The sequence below is a fragment of the Streptomyces sp. 8L genome (assembly GCF_020176795.1).
GTDB lineage: Bacteria > Actinomycetota > Actinomycetes > Streptomycetales > Streptomycetaceae > Streptomyces.
Map to the genome: position 1 here is coordinate 3,042 of NZ_JAIUKE010000128.1, position 18,432 is coordinate 21,473.

Consider the following 18,432-nt stretch of genomic DNA (forward strand, 5'->3'; position numbering starts at 1 on the left):
TACCCGGCCGGGGGGGGGGGGGGGGGGCGCCCCCCCCCCGCCGCGCCCCGCCCCCCCCCCGGCCCCGCCGCGCCCCCCCCCCCCCCCCCCCCCCCCCCCCCCCCCCCCCCGGCGCTCAGGCCCCAGGTCCGTAGACCGCGCGCAGCGCCTCGTGCGCCGCCTCGCGGGCCGCGGCCTCGTTCAGTCCGAGGCGGTGTGCCCGCTGGGCGAAGGCCGCGGCGGCCAGAGCCGCCTCGTGGGCCGCCGCGTCGCCCGCCGACGCGACGAACGTGCCGTTGCGGCCGCGCGTCTCGATCACACCGTCCGTCTCCAGTACGCGGTACGCCTTCGCCACGGTGTTCGCGGCGAGGCCGAGGTCCGCGGCGAGACCGCGCACGGTGGGCAGCTTGTACCCGACCGGCAGCTCCCCGTCCCGGACCTGGTCCGCGATCTGGGCCCTGAGCTGTTCGTACGGCGCGTCGCCGCCCGCGGTGTCGATCCTGAGTCGCAAGGTCACGCCTCCGATTGTCTCCCCCGGCCCGCCCCGGCGGGAAAACGGGGCGCGGGCGCGCCGCCCGCGCGCGTACGGTCCTCCGCCGCGGGGCCGGCCCCCGCCGCAGCCGCCTCTGAGGAACGCCCTCGGAGGCCCGGACGAGTTCGTCGAAGGCGGGCTCGGACGAAACCCCGGGGCCGGCCCGGCAGGGTCAGGTGCCGGCACTCAACGTGGGCTGCGCCGGCTCCGGTAGGCCGCGACGCTGGCCCGGTGTGCGCAGGTTCGGGTGCAGTACTGCTTCGAGCCGTTGCGCGAGAGGTCCACGAACGTGGCCCGGCAGGTCGGCCCGGCACATACGCCGAGACGAGCGGGACCGAGCGTGGCGATCACGGAGGCCAGCGCGCTGAGCGTAGTCGCGGCAAGGTGCGCCGAGCAGCGGTCGGTGCCGGAGGTCACCTCGGTCCACCAGCGGTCGTCCTCGTGGCGCAGTTCCGGGGTGGCGCGGCTGCGACGCAGACCGTCGTTGATCAGAGCCGCGGCTTCGACCGCGTCCGCGTTCGCCCGTTCGAGCACCTCACGCACCGTCTCGCGCAACGCGCGGACTTCCGCCAGGTCGGCGTGGGTGAGATGCCGCAGACCTGTCCCTTGGTCCGCGGCCGAACTCGGAGGCTCGGCCGCGGGATGGTCGTCAAGGAAGTCCCTGAGCTGCTCCACGGTCTCGAGCGCGTCCTCCCCCTTGATCGGCCTCAAGGTGTTGGCCAGGTCGACGGCCGTCTGGACCACCCATGGGTTGTAACACGCATCCTGCATTTGACGTATCTCCTCACCGCTCCGTAACGTTACACCCAAAGGAGCTTTAGCGTGTCACAACCTGTCCGGCACCGGTGGCCCTCGCCGTGCTCGCGGCACTCCCCCTGGCCGGACTTGTCCTCAGCCTGACCCGGCTCCCTGCCGCCGACCGCCGCCCCGAACCCGACGCCACGCGTGGGAGCCCGCGATGACGGTCCATCTGCATCTGATCCGACAACGCCTTGACCAGTAAGGAGTTTTGCCATGTCCGCCGAGCCGTTCGAGGTCAGCATCACCGAAGCCGAGATCGCGGACCTGCGTGAACGATTGCGGCGGACACGGTGGCCCGAGCGCGAGCCGGTGGACGACTGGTCACAGGGTTTGCCGCTGGCGTACGCGCAGGAGCTTTGCCGCAGTTGGGCCGAGGACTACGACTTCGGGTTCGCCGAGCGGCTGAACGTGTTCCCGCAGTACCGCGACACGATCCACGGGCTGGGCATCCACTACCTGCACGTCCGCTCGCCGGAGCCGGACGCGTTCCCGCTCGTGCTCACGCACGGGTGGCCGGGTTCGGTACTCGAGTTCCTGGAGGTCCTCGGCCCGCTGACCGACCCGCGCGCGCACGGCGGCGACCCGGCGGACGCGTTCCACGTGGTCGCGCCGTCGTTGCCCGGGTACGGCTGGAGCGACAAGCCGTCGACGACCGGGTGGGGCATCACTCGCACCGCGCACGCCTGGGACACGTTGATGGTCTCGCTGGGGTACGAGCGGTACGGCGCGCAGGGCGGTGACTGGGGTTCGGCGGTGTCCGCGGTGCTGGGCGAGGTGGCGCCCGAGCGGGTCGCCGGCGTGCACCTGAACCTGGGCTCCGTGGCGGCGGGCACCTTCGACGACCCGACGCCCGCGGAGCTGGCGAATCTCGAGGCAGAGAAGGAGATGCGGCGCACCGGCCGGGGGTACTCGGCGATCCAGGCGACCCGGCCGCAGACCCTCGGCTACGGCCTCACCGACTCCCCGGCGGGGCAGGCCGCCTGGATCGCCGAGAAGTTCTGGGCGTGGACGGACAACGACGGCCATCCCGAGGACGCGGTGTCGCGGCAGACGATCCTCGACGAGATCTCGGTCTATTGGTTCACCGCGTCGGCCACGTCGTCGGCGCGCCTGTACTGGGAGAGCTTCGCCAACTTCCGAGACAAGGTGACCGCGCCATCCGGGCTGTCGGTCTACCCGTACGACATAACCCGCCCGTCGAGGCGGGAAGCCGAGCTGCGGTTCACCGACCTGCGCTGGTTCGAGGAGCTGCCGCACGGTGGCCACTTCGCCGCGCTGGAGCAGCCGGAGTCGCTGGTCGAGCAGGTGCGCGGGTTCTTCCGCCTGTTCCGCTGACTGTCCGTGCCACCCCGCGGGAAGCCAACGCCCAGGGGATGGTCCGCCCCGCCCTGCCGCCGGCCGTGCGAGGGCCGGGCCGCCCAGGACCGCGTACCGGTCGTCGTCCACCTCCTTGCCCCACAGCGCGTGTTCGCCGGAGAGCGGGAGGTGGCGCACCCGCCCGACCAGCGGGGTGAGCCACGCGACGATCCGCTCGTGGGGGATTCCCGCGCCCACTGACAATCGGCCGGGCGCGGACGCCGCTGCCGTACGACCGGGCGGCCGGCGCTCCCGGGACCTCCGTACGACCGGGCGCCCGAACCCCCGTACCCGAGCCCCCCGTACCGTCAGGCGGCCAGTGCTCCCGGGCCGATCGCCGACGGGCCGAAGCGGGCGCGGACGCGGTCCGCGGTCTCCTCCAGGCGGCGTGAGCGGTCGTCCGCCGGGTCGAAGGTGAGCTGGCGGGTGACCCGGTCCGCCGCGACCAGGGCCTCCGCGCGCAGCGAGAACGCCCGTACCCTGGCGCGCTGCAGGCCGAGCGCGTCGAGCATCCGGTAGGCGGTGGCGGTGAGGTCGGGCGAGTGGGCGGTGGCCTCGGGGAGGGCCCGGGTGCGGACGGTGGCCGAGCCGTCCGCGTAGCGCACCACCAGCGTCAGGGAGCGGCACGCCTGGTCGTGGTCGCGCAGCCGTGCGCCCAGTTCGCCGGCCGCGGACAGCAGGGCGCGGTGGTGCGCCCCGGGGTCCAGTTCGTCGTGGGGGAAGGAGCGTTCGGCGGCGATGCCGTGGCTGCCCGCGTCCGGGACCACCTTCGTGCGGTCGATGCCGTGCGCCTTCTCGTACACCTCCCGCCCCGCGCGTACGCCGAGGAGCCGCTGGAGGGTGGCCAGCGGGACGCCCGCCGCCTTCCCGACGGTGCCGAGGCCGTACGCGCGCAGCGTGCGCGCCGTCGCGGTACCGACGCCGGGCAGCGCGGTGACCGGCTTCGGCGCGAGGAACGCGGCGGGTTCGCGCGGGCCTTCCGCCACCGTCACCGTCGCGCCGTACGCGGCCTGGCGCGCGGCCATCCGCGCGAGCAGCGGGGTCGCGGCCACGCCGAGGGCGCAGTCGGCGCCCGCGTACGCGAGCGCGCGCACCCGCAGCACCGAGGCGATCCCGGCCGCGTCCTGGCCGAAGTACCGCTCGGCGCCCGCGACATCGACCAGCGCGGTGTCCGGCGGCAGCGCCTGGACCACCGGGCTGAGGTCCCGGGCCACGCCGAGCAGGTCGGGCAGTGCCGCGCCGTCGCGCAGCCGCACGCAGATGATCATCCCGCGCTCCCCGGGCTCGAATGCCACAGCTTCCGCCCTGTTCCCGGCCCTTCGCCGGCCGGGCGGAGGTCGGACCAGGGGTTCATCTCGTAGCCGGTGGGCAGGTGGATGCGGCGGTCGCCGCCCGGGGTGCCCCGGCCGTCCGGCACTCCGCCGCCGTCACCCGTGCCGCCGCCGGGCGCGGGCGCGGCCAGCGCGGCGGCAACCGCCTCCAGGCCCTCGCGCTGCCGGAGTTCCACCAGTTCCGCGAGGTTCCAGGCGCGTGCGCCCACCACGCTCAGGCTGCGCGGCCCGCGGCGCTGCACCACCCCGCGCACCAGCAGCAGCCAGGAGTGGAAGACGGTGTACGCGCACGCGTCGTGCGAGTCGTCGAAGAAGGCCAGGTCCACCAGGCCGCCGCCGTCGTCCAGCGTGGTGAAGATGACCCGCCTGCCGGACCGGATCGGCGGTGTCTGGGTGGCCACCTTGGCGCCCGCGACCAGCACGGTCGTGCCATGCGGCACATCCCGCAGCCGTTTCGCCCCGTACACGCCGAGTTCGGCGAGGAAGGCCTGGTGGTCGTCCATCAGGTTCCTGGACGCGTCCATGGACAGCACGCCGAGTTCGGCGCTCAGCCGCTCCGTGTCGTCCAGGTCGGGCAGTCCGACCGGCGCGGTCTTCTGCCCGTCCTCCAGCGGGAGTTGGGTCCCGGTCCCGCCTCTGCGCGTGCCCCTGCCGCGCTGGGCCGCGCCCAGTTCCGACAGGTGCAGCAGCAGGTCGCGGCGGTTCGCGCCGAACGCGTCCAGCGCGCCGACCTGGGCGAGCCGGTCTGCCACCAGCCTGCCGGGACGGGCCCGCTGCCAGAAGTCGAGCAGTGAGGTGTACGGCTGCCCGGCCTCGATCCGCTCGCTCTCCGCCTCGCTGATGCCGTGGACGTCCGAGAGCGCGAGCCGCAGCCCCCAACGTCCCACCTCGGGCCCCTTCTCAGACACCAGTTCGATTCGATGAGTGACCGCCGACCGGTTCACGTCGAGCGGCAGCACCGGCACCCCGCGCCGCCGCGCGTCGGCGAGCAGCAGCCTCTTCGGGTACATCCCCGGGTCGTGGGTGAGCAGCCCCGCGTAGAAGGCCGCCGGGTGGTGGGCCTTCAGCCACGCCGACTGGTAGGTCGGTACGGCGAACGCGACGGCGTGCGCCTTGCAGAACCCGTACGAGCCGAACGCCTCGACAATCTCCCAGGCGCGCGCGACGGCCTCGGGGCCGTACCCCCGCTCCCGGGTGGCCCGTTCGAACCAGGCGCGGATCGCCCCGGCCGACTCGGGGTCGGACAGGCCGCGCCTGACCCGGTCGGCCTGCTCCCGGCCGCAGCCGGTCATGATGTCCAGCATCTTGATGATCTGCTCGTGGAAGACGACCACGCCGTAGGTCTCCTCCAGCGCTCCCCTCAGGTGCTCGTGCGGATAGCGGACGGGCGCCCTGCCGTGCCGCGCCTCGATGAAGGGCCGCACCATGTCGGCGGCGACGGGCCCCGGCCTGAACAGCGAGATGTCCACGACCAGGTCGTGGAAGGTGGCGGGCTGGAGCCTGCCGACCAGGTCGCGCTGGCCCGGCGACTCGATCTGGAAGCAGCCGAGCGTCTCGGCGGAGCGGATCAGCCGGTACGTCTCCGGGTCGCCCTGCGGCACCTGCGCCGGGTCGTCGAGATCCAGCTCCCGGCCGGTGGCGCGGCCGATCTCGGCGACGGCGTGCGCCATCGCCGACTGCATCCGCACGCCCAGCACGTCCAGTTTGAGCAGGCCCAGATCCTCGACGTCCTCCTTGTCGAACTGGGACATCGGGAAGTTCTCGCCGCTGGTCGGCACCACCGGGGTGCGGCGCAGCAGCGAGGCGTCGGAGAGCAGCACGCCGCAGGGGTGCATGGCGACGCCACGCGGCAGCGCGTCCAGCGCCTCCACCAGGTCCCAGAACCTGCCGTAACGTTTCTTCTCCTCCGGCCGCTCCATCAGCCCCGCCAGTTCCGGCAGCTCGGCCAGGGCGGCGCGCGCGTCCTTGGCCCGGATGTGCGGAAACGCCTTGGCGATCCGGTCGATCTCGGCCGGGTCCATGGACAGTGCGGCGCCGACGTCCCGTACGGCGTGCCGGACCCGGTACGTCTCCGGCATCGCGACGGCCGCGACCCGCTCAGGCCCGAACCGGTCGAGGATCGCGCGGTACACCTCAAGGCGGCGCGCCGACTCCACGTCGATGTCGATGTCGGGCAGCCCGGGGCGGCGGCTGGACAGGAACCGCTCCATCAGCAGGCCGTGCTCGACCGGGTCGGCGGGCGCGATCCCCAGCAGGTGGTTGACCAGCGAACCGGCGCCCGAGCCGCGCGCGGCGACCCGAATCCCCATCCGCTTGATGTCGTCGCTCACCCCGGCGACGGTGAGGAAGTACGAGGCGAAGCCGAACCCGTCGATCGTGCGCAGCTCGGCGTCCAGCCGCTGCCAGTAGTCGCGGTGGTCGGGCCGCAGGTCGTAGCCGCGCGCGACCATCCCCGCGGCGGCGCGCGAGCGCAGCACGCGGGCGGCGGTGCGCCGGCCGGCCCCGACCAGGCCGGGCTCGGGGAAGTGCACGTTGTGCGCGCCGAACCCCTTCGCCATGTCGATGACGCCGATGTCGCCCGCCGGGTCGACCCGGCAGGCGTCCGCGGTCCGCTCGGTCAGCGCGAGCAACTGGTGCGCGATGTCCCGCCCGAGCCCCGCCGCCTCGGCGACCGCCCGGGCGGTACGGGCCATCGCGGGCGCGTCCTTCAGCCACCGCTCCCCCGTGTCGAGGCCCTTGCGGGGGTCGACGGGGACGAGGCGGCGGGCCGCGTCGAGCACGTCGGCGACCGGGCCGAGGCCGGGGTCCGCGTACCGCACGGCGTTGCCGAGCACCGCGGGGACGCCCTGCTCGACGGCGAAGCCGAGGGTACGGGCGGCATGGCGCAGCGAGCCGGGGCCCGTACCGCCGCGCCCGTGGTGCACGACCTCAAGGCGCAGGCCGTCGCCGTACGCCTCGCGCCAGGGCGCGAGGAGCCGGGCGGCGCGGTCCGGGCGGCCCGCGGCGAGGGCGCGGCCGACCTCGGAGTCCGGGCCGAGGAGGACGGTGAGGGCGTCGCCGTGGTTGTCGTCCCAGGTGAGCAGCGGGCCGTCCGCCCCGGTGGCGTGCGCGGTGGACACCAGCCTGCACAGGTCGGCCCAGCCGGCCGCGCCGTCGCGGGCGAGGAAGACGGCACGGGGCGCGGACTCGTCGACGAAGGCGCCGCCGCGCACGGGGGTGGCACGCCGGCGCACCGCGGTCCCGCCCGCGCGCCCGGGCCCCTCGCCCGGGATGGCGGGCCGCACGGCGAGGTCCACACCGAACAGCGGGCGCACACCCTGCCCCTCGCACGCCTTGGCGAACCTGACGGCGCCCGCGAGGGTGTCGCGGTCGGTCAGGGCGAGCGCGTCGAGGCCACGCTCCGCGGCGCGCGCCGCCAGCGCCGCCGGGTGGGAGGCGCCGTAGCGCAGGGAGAACCCGGAGGCGGTGTGCAGATGCGTGAACGTCGGCACACCCACCTCCTGAACCGTCCGGAAATCGCCCCCACGGTTCCCACCATAACCAGTTTCGAACGCTCGTGCGAACGACACCGAAGGGCGGCCTCCGCCGCTCTCCGCGACCGCCTTCCGCGCCCTTCCACGACCGGTCTCGCGCCCCTCCACGACCGGTCCCCGGGCCCTCTGCGACCGGCTCCCGGGCCGCTACGAGACCGGCCTCCGGGGCGCGGCACTGGGAATTTCAGCGGGAACCGGCACCGCTTCTGCGCCGCCGCCCGAGGGCCTGACTAGCTTTGAAGAACACGATCGAGCGCCGCTCGGCCCGCGGGTCCCCATGCCGGCTTGCCGCCAGGAAGGCCCCGGTCTCCGTTCTGGCCCATCAGCATGAGGAACAGGCTCTTCATAGCGGCCAGCCCGCGGGCGCGCCGGATCGCCGCCTCGTCCGCACGCGCGTACGCATCGAAGAACCGTGAGGCGCTGCCCGCGGGCAGCAGAACCCACGCGGCGGCGAGGTCCCAGGCCGGGTCGCCGGCGAACATGGCGCCGAAGTCGACGATGCCGCAGAGCGTTCCGTCCGAGACGACGACGTTCGCGGGATGGAGGTCGCCGTGCACCCATACCGGCGGGCCCTCCCACTCGGGGGCCGCGACGGCGTCGTCCCAGACGGCCCGGACCTCGCCCGCGATGCCGCCGGGGACCACGGCTTCAAAGAAGCGGTCGAAGCCGTCCGTGCACTCCTTGGGGTGAGCGCCGAAGTCCGAGCCGACCGGCGCCTCGGCGGGTGCTTCCACATGAAGCGCCCCGAGGAAGCCCGCCAGCGTGTCGGCCGCGTGGTCGCCGCGGCTGATCGAGCCGTGGTCCAGCGGCTCGCCGGGAACCCACGTCATCACGGTCCAGTGCTTGGGGAACCGCTCGGACGGTTCGCCGAACCGCACCGGGGTCGGCACCGGGAGCGGCAGGCGAGGGGCCAGCACGGGCAGCCACCGCCGCTCCTTGAGCTGGAGCTCGGGGGTGGGGTCCATGCGCTGCATGCGCACGGCCAACTCGTCCCCGAGGCGCCACATCTGGTTGCCCCAGCCGCCCGCCACCTCGCGGACGGCCAGCCCCGCAAGGTCTGGATGCTGCTCCCGCAGCAGGTCGCGGACCAGGTCTGCGGTGATCTGGATCTCGGAGTCGGTCATGCGAAGTCACAGTACTGGGGCCGGCGGAGCGGCTTTCCCTCTCCGGAAGATCCAGATCGCGTGCCGGGGCACCACCGGTTCGGCGCGCTTCCGACGCGCGGTGATGCCGCCGGCGTCAGCCGGCGGGAACCGCACCCCGGTGGTCGCCCGGCCGGCGCAGGCCGACGAGGACACCATCCGGGATGCGATCCACCGGTTCAACGAGATCGGCCCGCCCTGTCCGGCCCCTCGGTGGGCGGGAGGCCGTCCCCGCCCTTGAGGGCTACGACATGCAGGTCTGCGCCCCGACTGGTGGCCAGCCCCTCTCCAAGGACTGACGCACCATGACGTCAGCACATGACGTAGTCGACCCGGGTGGAGTTGTAGGAGCAGGTGTCCACCTTCGCGCCCGTGGACTTCTTCAGCGTCGCCGTGTCCTTGTCGTTGTTCCACACGTACGCGGCCCGGTTCTGGTACCGGTTCGCCGCCGTGTTCGTGCCCTTGCCCGTGTGCACGGTGACCGTCGCGCCCTTGCCGAGCGTGTACGTGCCGAATGTGTACGTGTGGCGCGAGGCGTCGGTCAGCGTCCAGCCCTTGAGGCTGACCGCCTTCGACGTGGTGTTGCGGATCTGCGCGTACTCCGCGTTGAGGCTGGTGTTGGAGCCGCGGTCCGTGCCGGGGCTGTCGTAGTAGATCTTGTACAGGTGCACGGACCCGGAAGCGGCCTGCGCCTGCGCGGGCAGCAGCGCCACTCCGGCCACCACGGCCACGGCAGCCGCCCCGGCGGCGGACAGAGTACGGATACGGAACATGCGGGACCCCCCACGGGCACTCCGGACGCATCGGACGCGCCCGGCGGAAAAGCAGATTAAGTGTGTATCGCGCGCCTCTGGGGCCTCAGTTACAGAACCAGGACATTCGCGTTCCGATCGCCCCGAGCCCTCCCCCGAGGTGCTGCCAGGGCTCCCGGGCCCCCGGGCCCGCGCGCCGCGGTTCCGCATCCCCTCGCGCCCGCAGGCCTCGCGCCCGCAGGCCCCGCACCCGCGCACCTCATGCCGGAGGGCCGGGCCGGGGCGCGATGCCCCGGTCCGGCCCTCCGGTCCCGCCTGTCCGTCAGCCGATCTGCGCGCCGAACGCCGTCAGCGCCGCGGGCACCGGCTGGAAGAAGGTCTCCCCGCCGGACGTGCAGTCACCGCTGCCTCCCGACGTCAGGCCGATCGCCGTGCTGCCGGAGAACAGCGAACCGCCGCTGTCGCCGGGCTCGGCGCAGACGTCCGTCTGGATGAGCCCGTTGACGACGTCGCCGTTGCCGTAGTTGACGGTGGCGTCGAGCCCCGTCACCGAGCCGTCGTGGACGTGCGACGTCGAGCCGCTGCGCGTCACGTTCATCCCGACCGTCGCCTCGCCGGCCCCCGTGATCTTCTGGGTGCTGCCGTTGTACAGGTCCACCTCGCTCGGGTGCGCGGTGTCGGAGGACGCGTACTTCACGAGACCGTAGTCATGGCCGGGGAAGTCCGAGCCCGCGTTCGAGCCGAGCTCGTTGCCCTGCCCGTCCGTCCAGTCACTGATGGCCTGCGTGCAGTGGCCCGCCGTCAGGAAGTACGGCTGGCCGTCCTTGACCACGTTGAAGCCGAGCGAGCAGCGCCCGCCCGACCCCTCGATCGCGTCGCCGCCCGCGATGAACGGCTTGAACTGCCCGGCGGACCGCTTCAGCTCGGCCTTGCCGCCGAGGTTCTTCACGGCGCTGTCCAGCTTGGCGAGCGCATCGCCCTTGACCGTGCGGTCGGCCGTGACGACCACCTTGTTCGACACCGGGTCGATCGCCCAGGACGTGCCGGCCACGGACGACGCCGTGCCGGACAGCGTCTTCGTCGCGCTCCGCAGCTCGCTGAGCGAGTTGTCGACGACCTTGGCCCGGCCGCCCGCCCGGCGCACGGTGTCCGCCGCGTCGCCGTTGAGGACGTTGACCACGAGCGCCTTCGTCTTCGCGTCGTAGTACGAGCCCGCCGTGTCGTTCGAGCCGAGGTCCTTGCCGAGCGACGAGGAGAGCTTTCCGGCCGCCGACGCCGTCAGCGACTTCACCGTGAACTGGGGTGCCGGCTCGCTCGCGTTCGCAGTCTGAAAGGTGATGCCCGCCATCACCAGGGCGACCGCCGCACCTCCCGCGACCGCTGCGCGCTTCCCGGATATTCGCCGGTGCTGACCGTGATTCATCTACGGGCCTCCTGTGGGGGGACCGTACCGAGCACATGTGGGGTGGCCCGGTACGGAGGATGTGGCCGCCCACTATGGCGAAACCTGTGAGTAGCACACAACCCCCACCGCGGGACTCGCCTGTGGCACGGGCCACACCGGCGCGGGCCCCGTACGGCCGGTGCGCGCGCCGCCGGCCGTCGTGGAGAGATTCCGGTTCGCGAACGTCACCGGCGGCCCGTGGAACGCCTCGGCGCACGGGGACCGCTGGGCGCCGGCCTTCCGAAAACCGCCCCTGCCTCCCGTCCGCGCCCCAGGACTCCGGCCCGCGCGCGCCGAAACCTCCGGAGCCGCCACGGCCTCCGTCCGGCTTCCGCCCGACTTCCGTTTCCACGCCGGGGCGCTGCGCCGGGCCGCGGTCGGGCAGCGCCCCGGCTCCACGAGCGCGATCCCCGGTCCCCGGCCCGAAGTGCCGTCAGCCGCGGCTCGGCGGCGGCGCGTTGCCCTGCCCGCCGGTCGGTATGTCGGTACGCGGGTACGCGGGTACGCCGGTATGCCGGTCCGTCCCCGCGCGTGCGGAACGCGACGGTCGCCATCGTTCAACATCCGCAGTCGCAGTCGCAGCAGTCACAACCGTCGCAGCCGCCACAACCATCACCGCCGTCGCCACAGGTGCAGCACTGGCAGCAGTCGGCGCAGCCGGAGCAGTCGCAGTCACCGCTGCCCCGGCAGAGCCCCTGACGCCGCTGCCCCGACCAGGGCCCGGCGAACTCGTTCGCGCAGCAGGCCCGGCAGGTGCAGCAGAGCCCCACGGACACCGCGCAGCCGGCCAGGAACCCCCGCTTGCGGGGCTTGCGCGGCCCCTCGGGCCCCCAGGGCCCGCCGGGCGCCTCCGGGGCGTCGGGCGCCCCAGGGTCGTACGGGACCCGCGGATCGTGCGGCGCGCGCGGGTCCGCCGCGCCGTGCGCACAGCCCGTGGTGCCGAACACCCGGTCCACCGCCATCCGCGACTCGTGCGCGGGCAGGACGTGCGCCAGCCGCCCGTCACCGAAGTCCACGTCTTTCAGGGCCGGCCGGATGCCGTGCACCGCGTCGTCGGCGAGCCGCCGCGCCTCGGCGCGCGAAGTGCCGGTCGCGGTCAGCGGGTTCCAGGCACCCGACGCGGCGTCGGCCGCCTGGTCCTCGACCGCGTCGAGGAGATGGGCGAGGCGTCCGAACAGCCGGCCCGCCTCCGCGAGCGGCTCCCGGTTGCCCGGCCGCCCCGCGAGCACCGCGGTGTGCGCGAAGGCCGCCGCCGTGGCCGTCTCGGTCGGCTCCGTCACCGCGAGGACCGCGGCGGTGCCCGACCCCGCCGCCACCGCCGCCTCGATGTCCGCCTGCCGGGCGGCCGCCTCGATCAGGACGCCCGTGTCGAAGCCGAGTTCCGCGCCGGTACGGGCGCCTGCCCTGTCCCACCCCGCCGCCACCCGGCGTGCCGCAGCGGCGAGTGGCCGGCGGCGCAACGCCCCGTCCCCGTCGTCGGCGTGGTCGCGTATCTTCGCCGACGCGAGGACGAGCGAGACGGCGGCGGCCAGCCGCGCGCCCTCGCCCCGGGCCACCCGCGCGGTCCGCATGCCGCGCAGGGGGCAGGGTCCCGCCGTGCGGCGCCCGGCCGGCGTGCGCGCCGCCTGTGCCTCCGTCAGGACCGAGACGACCAGGCCGTCGTAGTTGGTGACGACTCTCGACAGCTGGCCGTGGTCCGCCCGAAGCGCCAGGCAGAGCCCGCACAGATGTGCCATCCACTCGGTCCTGAGGTCTTCGGTGAGCCGATGGGCACATGGCCTGATGATTCCGAACACGGCTGTTTCCCCCATGAGTCCGTCCCGCGGCGCGCCGCGCGGAGACCGGCGGCCCGGTCACCCGTACGCCCGAAAGATCACTCTTCTGGTCTGAAATTCATATTTCGTGCTGATTCATCCATCCCGACGGGGAAGAACGCTGACGAACCGCCATATCCTGTGTGCCAGTAACGTCACGAATCATCTGCACGGCGGTTATCCCCTTGGCGTGGAATCCGCATGATGGACGACCATAGAGGGGATGCGGAACCACAAGTGACCGCGGTGAAAGGAGGCGTCCATGGGATCGGTGCGCAAGGCGAGCGCCTGGCTGGGCCTCGTCGAGGACAATGACGAGCGGTACTACGACGACGAGTACTCCGAGGGTGTCGAGACCGGGAGCAGTGACGCCTGGAAGACCGACCTCCGCCTCCAGACTCCTCCGGAGGCCGCCGAAGGCCGGGACCGCAGAATCGCCACCGTGTCCCCCGACAGCTTCCGGGACGCGCGCGGCATCGGTGAACTGTTCCGGGACGGCATCCCGGTCATCGTGAACCTCACGGCGATGGAGCCGTCCGACGCCAAGCGCGTGGTGGACTTCGCCGCCGGGCTGATCTTCGGCCTGCGCGGATCGATCGACCGGGTCGCCAACCGCGTCTTCCTGCTGACCCCGGCCCACACCGAGATCGTCTCGGGCGACGGCAACAGCCACGGCCAGGACGGCTTCTTCAACCAGAGCTGAGCAAGGCCGCTCACCGGGTCGCCCGTGCCGCGGTGGCCGCCGGGACGCTGTCCGGGCGGGGCCATCGCCGTGGCCTGCGGGCCTCAGCGGAAGGCGTCGAGACCGGTGAGCGCCTTGCCCAGCACGAGTTGGTGCATTTCGACGGTCCCCTCGTACGTGAGCACCGACTCCAGGTTCGTCGCGTGGCGCATCACCGGGTATTCGAGCGAGATCCCGTTGGCGCCGAGGATCGTCCGGGCGGTGCGGCAGATCTCGATCGCCTCGCGCACGTTGTTCAGCTTCCCGAAACTGACCTGCTCGGGACGGAGCGTCCCGGCGTCCATCCGCCGCCCGAGGTGGTGTGCGAGCAGGATGCCCTTGTGCAGTTCGAGCGCCATGTCGGCGAGCTTGGCCTGGGTGAGCTGGAAGCCGCCGATGGGCCTGCCGAACTGCTCCCGCTCGCGGGAGTAGCCGAGCGCGCTCTCGAAGCAGGCGCGCGCCGCGCCCATCGCGCCCCACACGATCCCGTAGCGCGCCTGGTTCAGACAGCTGAGCGGTCCACCGAGGCCGCGCGCCCCGGGCAGCATCGCGTCGTCGGGCAGCCGTACGCCGTCCAGGACCAGTTCGCTGGTGACCGAGGCGCGCAGCGACCACTTGTGCTTGATCTCCGGCGCGGAGAACCCCGGCGCGTCCGCGGGCACCACGAAGCCCCGCACCCCGTCGTCGGTGGCGGCCCAGACCACCGCGACCCCCGCCACGCTCCCGTTGGTGATCCACATCTTGCGCCCGTCGAGCACCCAGTCCCCACCGTCGCGCCGGGCCCGGGTGCGCATGCCCGCCGGGTCGGAACCGTGGTCGGGCTCGGTCAGGCCGAAGCAGCCGATCGTCTCACCGGCCGCCATGGGCGGCAGCCACCGCTGCTTCTGCTCCTCGGAGCCGAAGCGGTGGATCGCGTACATCGCGAGCGACCCCTGCACGGAGACGAGGGAGCGGATGCCGGAGTCGGCCGCCTCGAACTCCAGGCAGGCGAGCCCGTACTGCACGGCACTGGCCCCGGCGCAGCCGTACCCCTCCAGATGCATGCCGAGAGCGCCGAGCCCGCCGAGTTCGCGGGCGAGTTCCCGTACGCCGGGCAGTTCGCCGCGCTCGTACCAGTCGGCGATCACCGGCAGGACCCGGTCGGACGCCCAGGCGCGTACGGTGTCGCGGACCGCGAGGTCCTCCGGCGCGAGCAGGTCGTCGATCCCGAGCGGGTCGCCCGGGTCGAAGGGCGGGCGTTTGGCGGCGGACGGCTGGGGCATGCGGTTACCTCCGACGACACCGGAAAACTAGCGGTGGTAGTTAGGGCGGGGCCGAGGTTACGGCCCCGGTGCCCGGGCGTCCAGGCCGGCCCCGCCGGCCGGCGGCCCGGCCGTCCCTCCCGCCTCGCCCACATCCTGGGCCACCGGGCCGCGAGCGGGCGGGAAATTCCGCGCGACACCCCGGTGAACGAATTCCTATCAGCACGCGTATTCGGTGTCGCACGGCATGTCGAATAAAAAAGACCAAGATCACATGGATTTCTGCAACCGCCCTCGATAAACCGTGATCTGAGACATACTCCACATCACATCGTCATCACAAAGAGACCGGAACGACCTGCCCGCTCACTCACTCGCTGTAACGTCGATTGGGTGCGTACCGACATCTTTGCCCGCCTCGACCGGGAGCCGGAGCCACCGAAGATAGAGCCCCCGCGGATGAGCTCCACCCGCACGGCCCTCTTCGGCGGGACGTTGGCGTTCTACGTCGTCATCGTCGCGGCCGTGCTCACCAACTCCTGGCTGGTGGCACTGGACTGGAGGACCATGCTCTTCCGGCCCTACCAGCAGTGGCCCGGGCTGCACGCGTTCCTCGACTACTTCGTGGTCCTCGGGCAGCGCGGCCCCACCGCCGTGATGATCGCCGCCTGGCTCGGCTGGCGGTCCTGGCGGCAGCACACCCTGCGGCCCCTGCTGGTGCTCGGCACCTCGCTGCTGCTCCTCAACGCCACCGTCGGCGCGGTGAAACTGGGGCTCGGCCGGCAGGGCCCGCACTACGCCACGCAGATCGGTTCCCCCGAGCTCTTCTCCGGCGGGGACATATTTCCCTCGGGTCACACCGCCAACGCGGTCGTGACCTGGGGCATCCTCGCCTATCTGGCCACCACCCCGCAGACTCGCCGCTACCTTTCCCTCGGCTCGTCCGCCCTGTCCCTCGGCGTCGGCGCGACCACGGTCTACCTCGGTACGCACTGGGTCAGCGACGTCGTGCTCGGCTGGGCCGCCGGCCTGCTGATCCTGCTGGCCATGCCCTGGTTCGAGCCGATGATCGGCCGGGCGGAGCTGGCCATCTTCGGCGTACGGGACCGCTGGCGCGCCTACCGCAGAGCCGCGGCGCGCGGGCCCGCAGCGCCGGGCGACGTCCACACGCGACCGCCCAGGCTGCCCGGGGGCGGCGACGAGGACCAGGCCCGCAAGCAGGTCGGCACGGCGCGCGCGGGGCGCGGGCCGGTCGGCGGCGGTGCCGCGGCAGCGGGCACGTGCCCGCCCGGCGGCCCGGGCACGGGGGCGCTGACCCAGTCGAGGACGCACCACCCGGTGCGCTCGGAGCACTCGCCGATCACGCCGTCGGGTACCCGTAGGCCGCCGCAGTCCCGGCAGGTCACGGGCGGCTGAACCCCCTGGCCATGAGAGACGGCGCGTAACGCGGAGAAGTCCGCGTTACGCGCCGTCTGTATGTCCGCGTACGGCCGGGTACCACGTCACCGCCCGCCCCTCGCGGGCACGAGCGGCCTTGGAGGCGCTCTGAGCGCGCGGAGGGGGCTGGTCGGCCGCTCGCGGGGTCAGCCGCGCCAGCAGCGGACCACGGACCCGCCGTCGACCTCGAAGTTGAGGCGGCCCTCACGGAACTCCAGGGTGACGACGGAACCGGGCGGCAGCGAGCGCACCGTCGTCCAGCCGCGTTCCCGCGCCCTGTGCTCCGCGCTCTCGGCGTCGAGGCCCACGTACGCCTCGGGATCGTCGTCCTGGCCCTGCTGCGGTCGGGGTGTCGGTGCCATGGCCTCACCGTAGGTGTCCGCGCCGGGCGGGGGAAGGCGTCCGTCATACGGACACCCTCTTTCGGCCCACAGGAGTCACACTTTTGTCACAGAATCTCGACGGCCTGTGGAACGCAATAAGGCGGCCGTAACTCGCCCGCCCTATCCCGTCCGACTGAATTTCACGCGACCGAAGATCAGATAAATTCCGTCGGCCGCCCTGTGCCTGCGCGCAGGACGGACCTCCCGGAAATAGGGAAACCGGCGTAATCCCCGGTAATTTCCCTTCAGAAGGGCGCGGCCGGAACCCGTACCGGGCCGGGCCGCACGCTCGGGCCGCCGCCCTCCGTGCGGCAGGGGAGCGCTCGGGCACCGCCGGACCCCCGCGCCGGGCCGGCCACCCGTCGGCCGAGTCCGCCGCGCGGTCGACGGCGTACGCCGCTTCCGGCGCGCGGTTCCGGTGCCGTCGACAGGGCCTCGCCGGGGGCTCTCACCCTCCGCACGGACGCGAGCGCGCCGCCGTCGAGCCGGGGGCCCGGGCGCGGCCGCCGCTCCCTTGGTGAGACTGGTGAGACACGGAACAAACCTGTTCGGGGCGGCTCCTCGCGGATTCGAATTCGTACGAGACACGTGCGTGACCCCGGCCACGGCTCGCCCGTTGTCTTCGTATGAGCCGGGAACAGCCCGGCGCCACGTACCCAGTTCGAGGAGCCACCCGTGCCGCGCATGCTCGACGTCAGCGAAGACGTACGCGCCGAGATCGGCGACGAAGAAGCCGACCGGCTGCTCGCCGGAGAGAACTCGCCGGGAAGCTACGACTGCACCTCCTGCCGCACGCCGGGCGACTCGGAGCAGGAGCGGACGAGCACGGTGCTGTTCGTCGGCGAGGAGACCGCTGTGCTCGCCTTCGCCCACGCCTCCTGCATCCCCTCGCAGGTGGTGCAGGTGGCGGAGGATCAGCTCCAGGGAGCGGTCCGGTCCATCACGGGCTCCGAGGCCGGCGTCCAGGCCCCGTCGGGCGGCGAGCAGGCGGTGCTCGGCGTCACCAGCGGCCTCGTGCTGATCGAGGGCGACCTGCACCCCGCCCTGGTCGTGGAGCCGACGGCGCCCATCGCACGGCCCGGCACGGCGGGCCCCGACCAGTTCCTCCAGCTCCTCGTGGAACAGGGCTTCCAGCCCGTACCCGACCTGACGGCCGTGCCGCGGGCGCTGCCCGGCTGGTCGGTGCTGCTCGCCATGGGCCAGCTGCACGCGGTGCTCCAGCCCGGCGCGAACAACGGCGGCCAGGTGGCCTGGTGGCAGGCTCACCAGCCGCTCCAGGTGACCGAGGGGTGGCGGGCCGAGGCCAACAAGTCGAACACGGTCCTGGTGTTCGCCGCGCCGGTCGGCTCCATCGGGCAGCAGCCGCGCGAGGACCTGCTGCGGGACGCGCTGGACAAGGCCGCGGCCGACGGCCGCCTGGTGGCGGCGGCGATGCCGCTGGCGGGCACGTGACCAGCCCGTACCGGACGGGCCTCTCGGCCGCGGGCGGGCGCCCGGCGGAAGGACACCCCGCCACAACCGGGACATTAACGGACGACAGCCCGCATCCGACCGGTCCCGGTGTCGTTGGGCGGTATGTGCACGCATACGAACCGACCCGCGCCCATCTTCCCTCGATGCGCCCCGCGCAGGACCTGGTGGACGGCCTCAGCACCACGCCGATCTACGACGCGCTGTACTCGGAGTACCTGAGATCGTTCAGAGCGCTGCCGGGCGACCGGAGCGGCGAGGACAACCTCGGCTTCACGGCCTTCGGCATCGGCCCGGGCCCCCGGGGCGGCTACAGCGGCCGGTACGGGGAGCGCCCCGCGCACCCCGGGAGCTGGCAGCGCGACCCGAACCAGCCGCCTCGGCACGCCGCCGCCGCGCTCCCGCCGGGACCGCGCCGACCGGTCTGAGGCACGGCCGCGGGGGTCACCGGGGGGAGAGAGTCCGGGACATGAAGGAGGGGCGGTGGTACAGCCAC

General features: G+C 73.2%; 15 protein-coding genes and 1 pseudogene. 6 read left to right on the forward strand and 10 right to left on the reverse strand.

From position 1 onward, the window contains the following. Positions 1 to 115 precede the first annotated feature (115 nt). Both LCE31_RS12680 and LCE31_RS12685 read right to left on the reverse strand, forming a co-directional pair. The gene (locus LCE31_RS12680) at positions 116 to 496 is read right to left on the reverse strand and encodes a GntR family transcriptional regulator (RefSeq protein ID WP_225014313.1); all 381 of its coding nucleotides are present in this window, start codon (positions 494 to 496) and stop codon (positions 116 to 118) included. Positions 497 to 697: 201 nt separating this feature from the next. Next, positions 698 to 1,282, reverse strand: coding sequence for a CGNR zinc finger domain-containing protein (locus LCE31_RS12685; RefSeq protein WP_225014314.1), 585 nt, complete (start codon positions 1,280 to 1,282; stop codon positions 698 to 700). 243 nt (positions 1,283 to 1,525) lie between these two features. On the opposite strand from LCE31_RS12685, the gene LCE31_RS12690 reads away from it, so the two are divergent. Then, a complete protein-coding gene (locus LCE31_RS12690; RefSeq protein ID WP_225014315.1) occupies positions 1,526 to 2,647 on the forward strand; it encodes an epoxide hydrolase family protein in 1,122 nt (373 codons plus the stop codon). A 329-nt stretch (positions 2,648 to 2,976) separates the two neighbouring features. Here the strand turns inward: LCE31_RS12690 and LCE31_RS12695 are convergent, their stop codons facing one another. The 3 genes from LCE31_RS12695 to LCE31_RS12705 form a co-directional block, all read right to left on the reverse strand. Next, complete coding sequence (locus LCE31_RS12695) at positions 2,977 to 3,936, reverse strand: DNA polymerase Y family protein (RefSeq protein WP_225014328.1); 960 nt, start codon at positions 3,934 to 3,936, stop codon at positions 2,977 to 2,979. After that, positions 3,933 to 7,490: a DNA polymerase III subunit alpha gene (locus LCE31_RS12700; protein WP_225014316.1), complete on the reverse strand. Its 3,558-nt coding sequence runs from the start codon at positions 7,488 to 7,490 to the stop codon at positions 3,933 to 3,935. The genes LCE31_RS12695 and LCE31_RS12700 overlap by 4 nt, the downstream gene beginning before the upstream one ends. Before the next feature lie 272 nt (positions 7,491 to 7,762). Beyond that, positions 7,763 to 8,656, reverse strand: a complete 894-nt coding sequence (locus LCE31_RS12705; protein ID WP_225014317.1) for an aminoglycoside phosphotransferase family protein — start codon at positions 8,654 to 8,656, stop codon at positions 7,763 to 7,765. Here LCE31_RS12705 and LCE31_RS12710 point away from each other — a divergent pair. After that, positions 8,655 to 8,909, forward strand: a pseudogene (locus LCE31_RS12710) (helix-turn-helix domain-containing protein); the annotation flags it as partial. The gene LCE31_RS12705 and the pseudogene LCE31_RS12710 overlap by 2 nt on opposite strands. 76 nt (positions 8,910 to 8,985) lie before the next feature. On the opposite strand, the gene LCE31_RS12715 reads toward LCE31_RS12710, so the two are convergent. The 3 genes from LCE31_RS12715 to LCE31_RS12725 form a co-directional block, all read right to left on the reverse strand. Beyond that, a complete protein-coding gene (locus LCE31_RS12715) occupies positions 8,986 to 9,447 on the reverse strand; it encodes a lamin tail domain-containing protein (protein ID WP_225014318.1) in 462 nt (153 codons plus the stop codon). Positions 9,448 to 9,748: 301 nt separating this feature from the next. Then, entirely contained in the window at positions 9,749 to 10,849 is a 1,101-nt protein-coding gene (locus tag LCE31_RS12720) for a S1 family peptidase (protein ID WP_225014319.1), read from the reverse strand. 578 nt (positions 10,850 to 11,427) lie between these two features. Then, on the reverse strand, positions 11,428 to 12,666 hold the full coding sequence (locus tag LCE31_RS12725) for a DUF5685 family protein (RefSeq protein ID WP_225014320.1): 1,239 nt from the start codon (positions 12,664 to 12,666) through the stop codon (positions 11,428 to 11,430). Positions 12,667 to 12,946: 280 nt separating this feature from the next. Between LCE31_RS12725 and LCE31_RS12730 the strand changes: the two genes are divergently transcribed. Beyond that, entirely contained in the window at positions 12,947 to 13,387 is a 441-nt protein-coding gene (locus tag LCE31_RS12730) for a cell division protein SepF (RefSeq protein WP_225014321.1), read from the forward strand. An 83-nt stretch (positions 13,388 to 13,470) separates the two neighbouring features. Here the strand turns inward: LCE31_RS12730 and LCE31_RS12735 are convergent, their stop codons facing one another. After that, on the reverse strand, positions 13,471 to 14,667 hold the full coding sequence (locus LCE31_RS12735) for an acyl-CoA dehydrogenase family protein (RefSeq protein WP_225014322.1): 1,197 nt from the start codon (positions 14,665 to 14,667) through the stop codon (positions 13,471 to 13,473). Positions 14,668 to 15,039: 372 nt separating this feature from the next. Here LCE31_RS12735 and LCE31_RS12740 point away from each other — a divergent pair, with 372 nt between their 5' ends. Then, positions 15,040 to 16,062, forward strand: a complete 1,023-nt coding sequence (locus tag LCE31_RS12740) for a phosphatase PAP2 family protein (RefSeq protein ID WP_225014323.1) — start codon at positions 15,040 to 15,042, stop codon at positions 16,060 to 16,062. A 167-nt stretch (positions 16,063 to 16,229) separates the two neighbouring features. On the opposite strand, the gene LCE31_RS12745 is transcribed toward LCE31_RS12740, so the two are convergent. After that, complete coding sequence (locus tag LCE31_RS12745; RefSeq protein ID WP_225014324.1) at positions 16,230 to 16,445, reverse strand: I78 family peptidase inhibitor; 216 nt, start codon at positions 16,443 to 16,445, stop codon at positions 16,230 to 16,232. Positions 16,446 to 17,141: 696 nt separating this feature from the next. On the opposite strand from LCE31_RS12745, the gene LCE31_RS12750 reads away from it, so the two are divergent. Both LCE31_RS12750 and LCE31_RS12755 read left to right on the forward strand, forming a co-directional pair. After that, on the forward strand, positions 17,142 to 17,918 hold the full coding sequence (locus LCE31_RS12750; protein ID WP_225014325.1) for a hypothetical protein: 777 nt from the start codon (positions 17,142 to 17,144) through the stop codon (positions 17,916 to 17,918). Between the two features lie 125 nt (positions 17,919 to 18,043). Then, complete coding sequence (locus tag LCE31_RS12755) at positions 18,044 to 18,364, forward strand: hypothetical protein (RefSeq protein ID WP_225014326.1); 321 nt, start codon at positions 18,044 to 18,046, stop codon at positions 18,362 to 18,364. Positions 18,365 to 18,432: the final 68 nt, after the last annotated feature.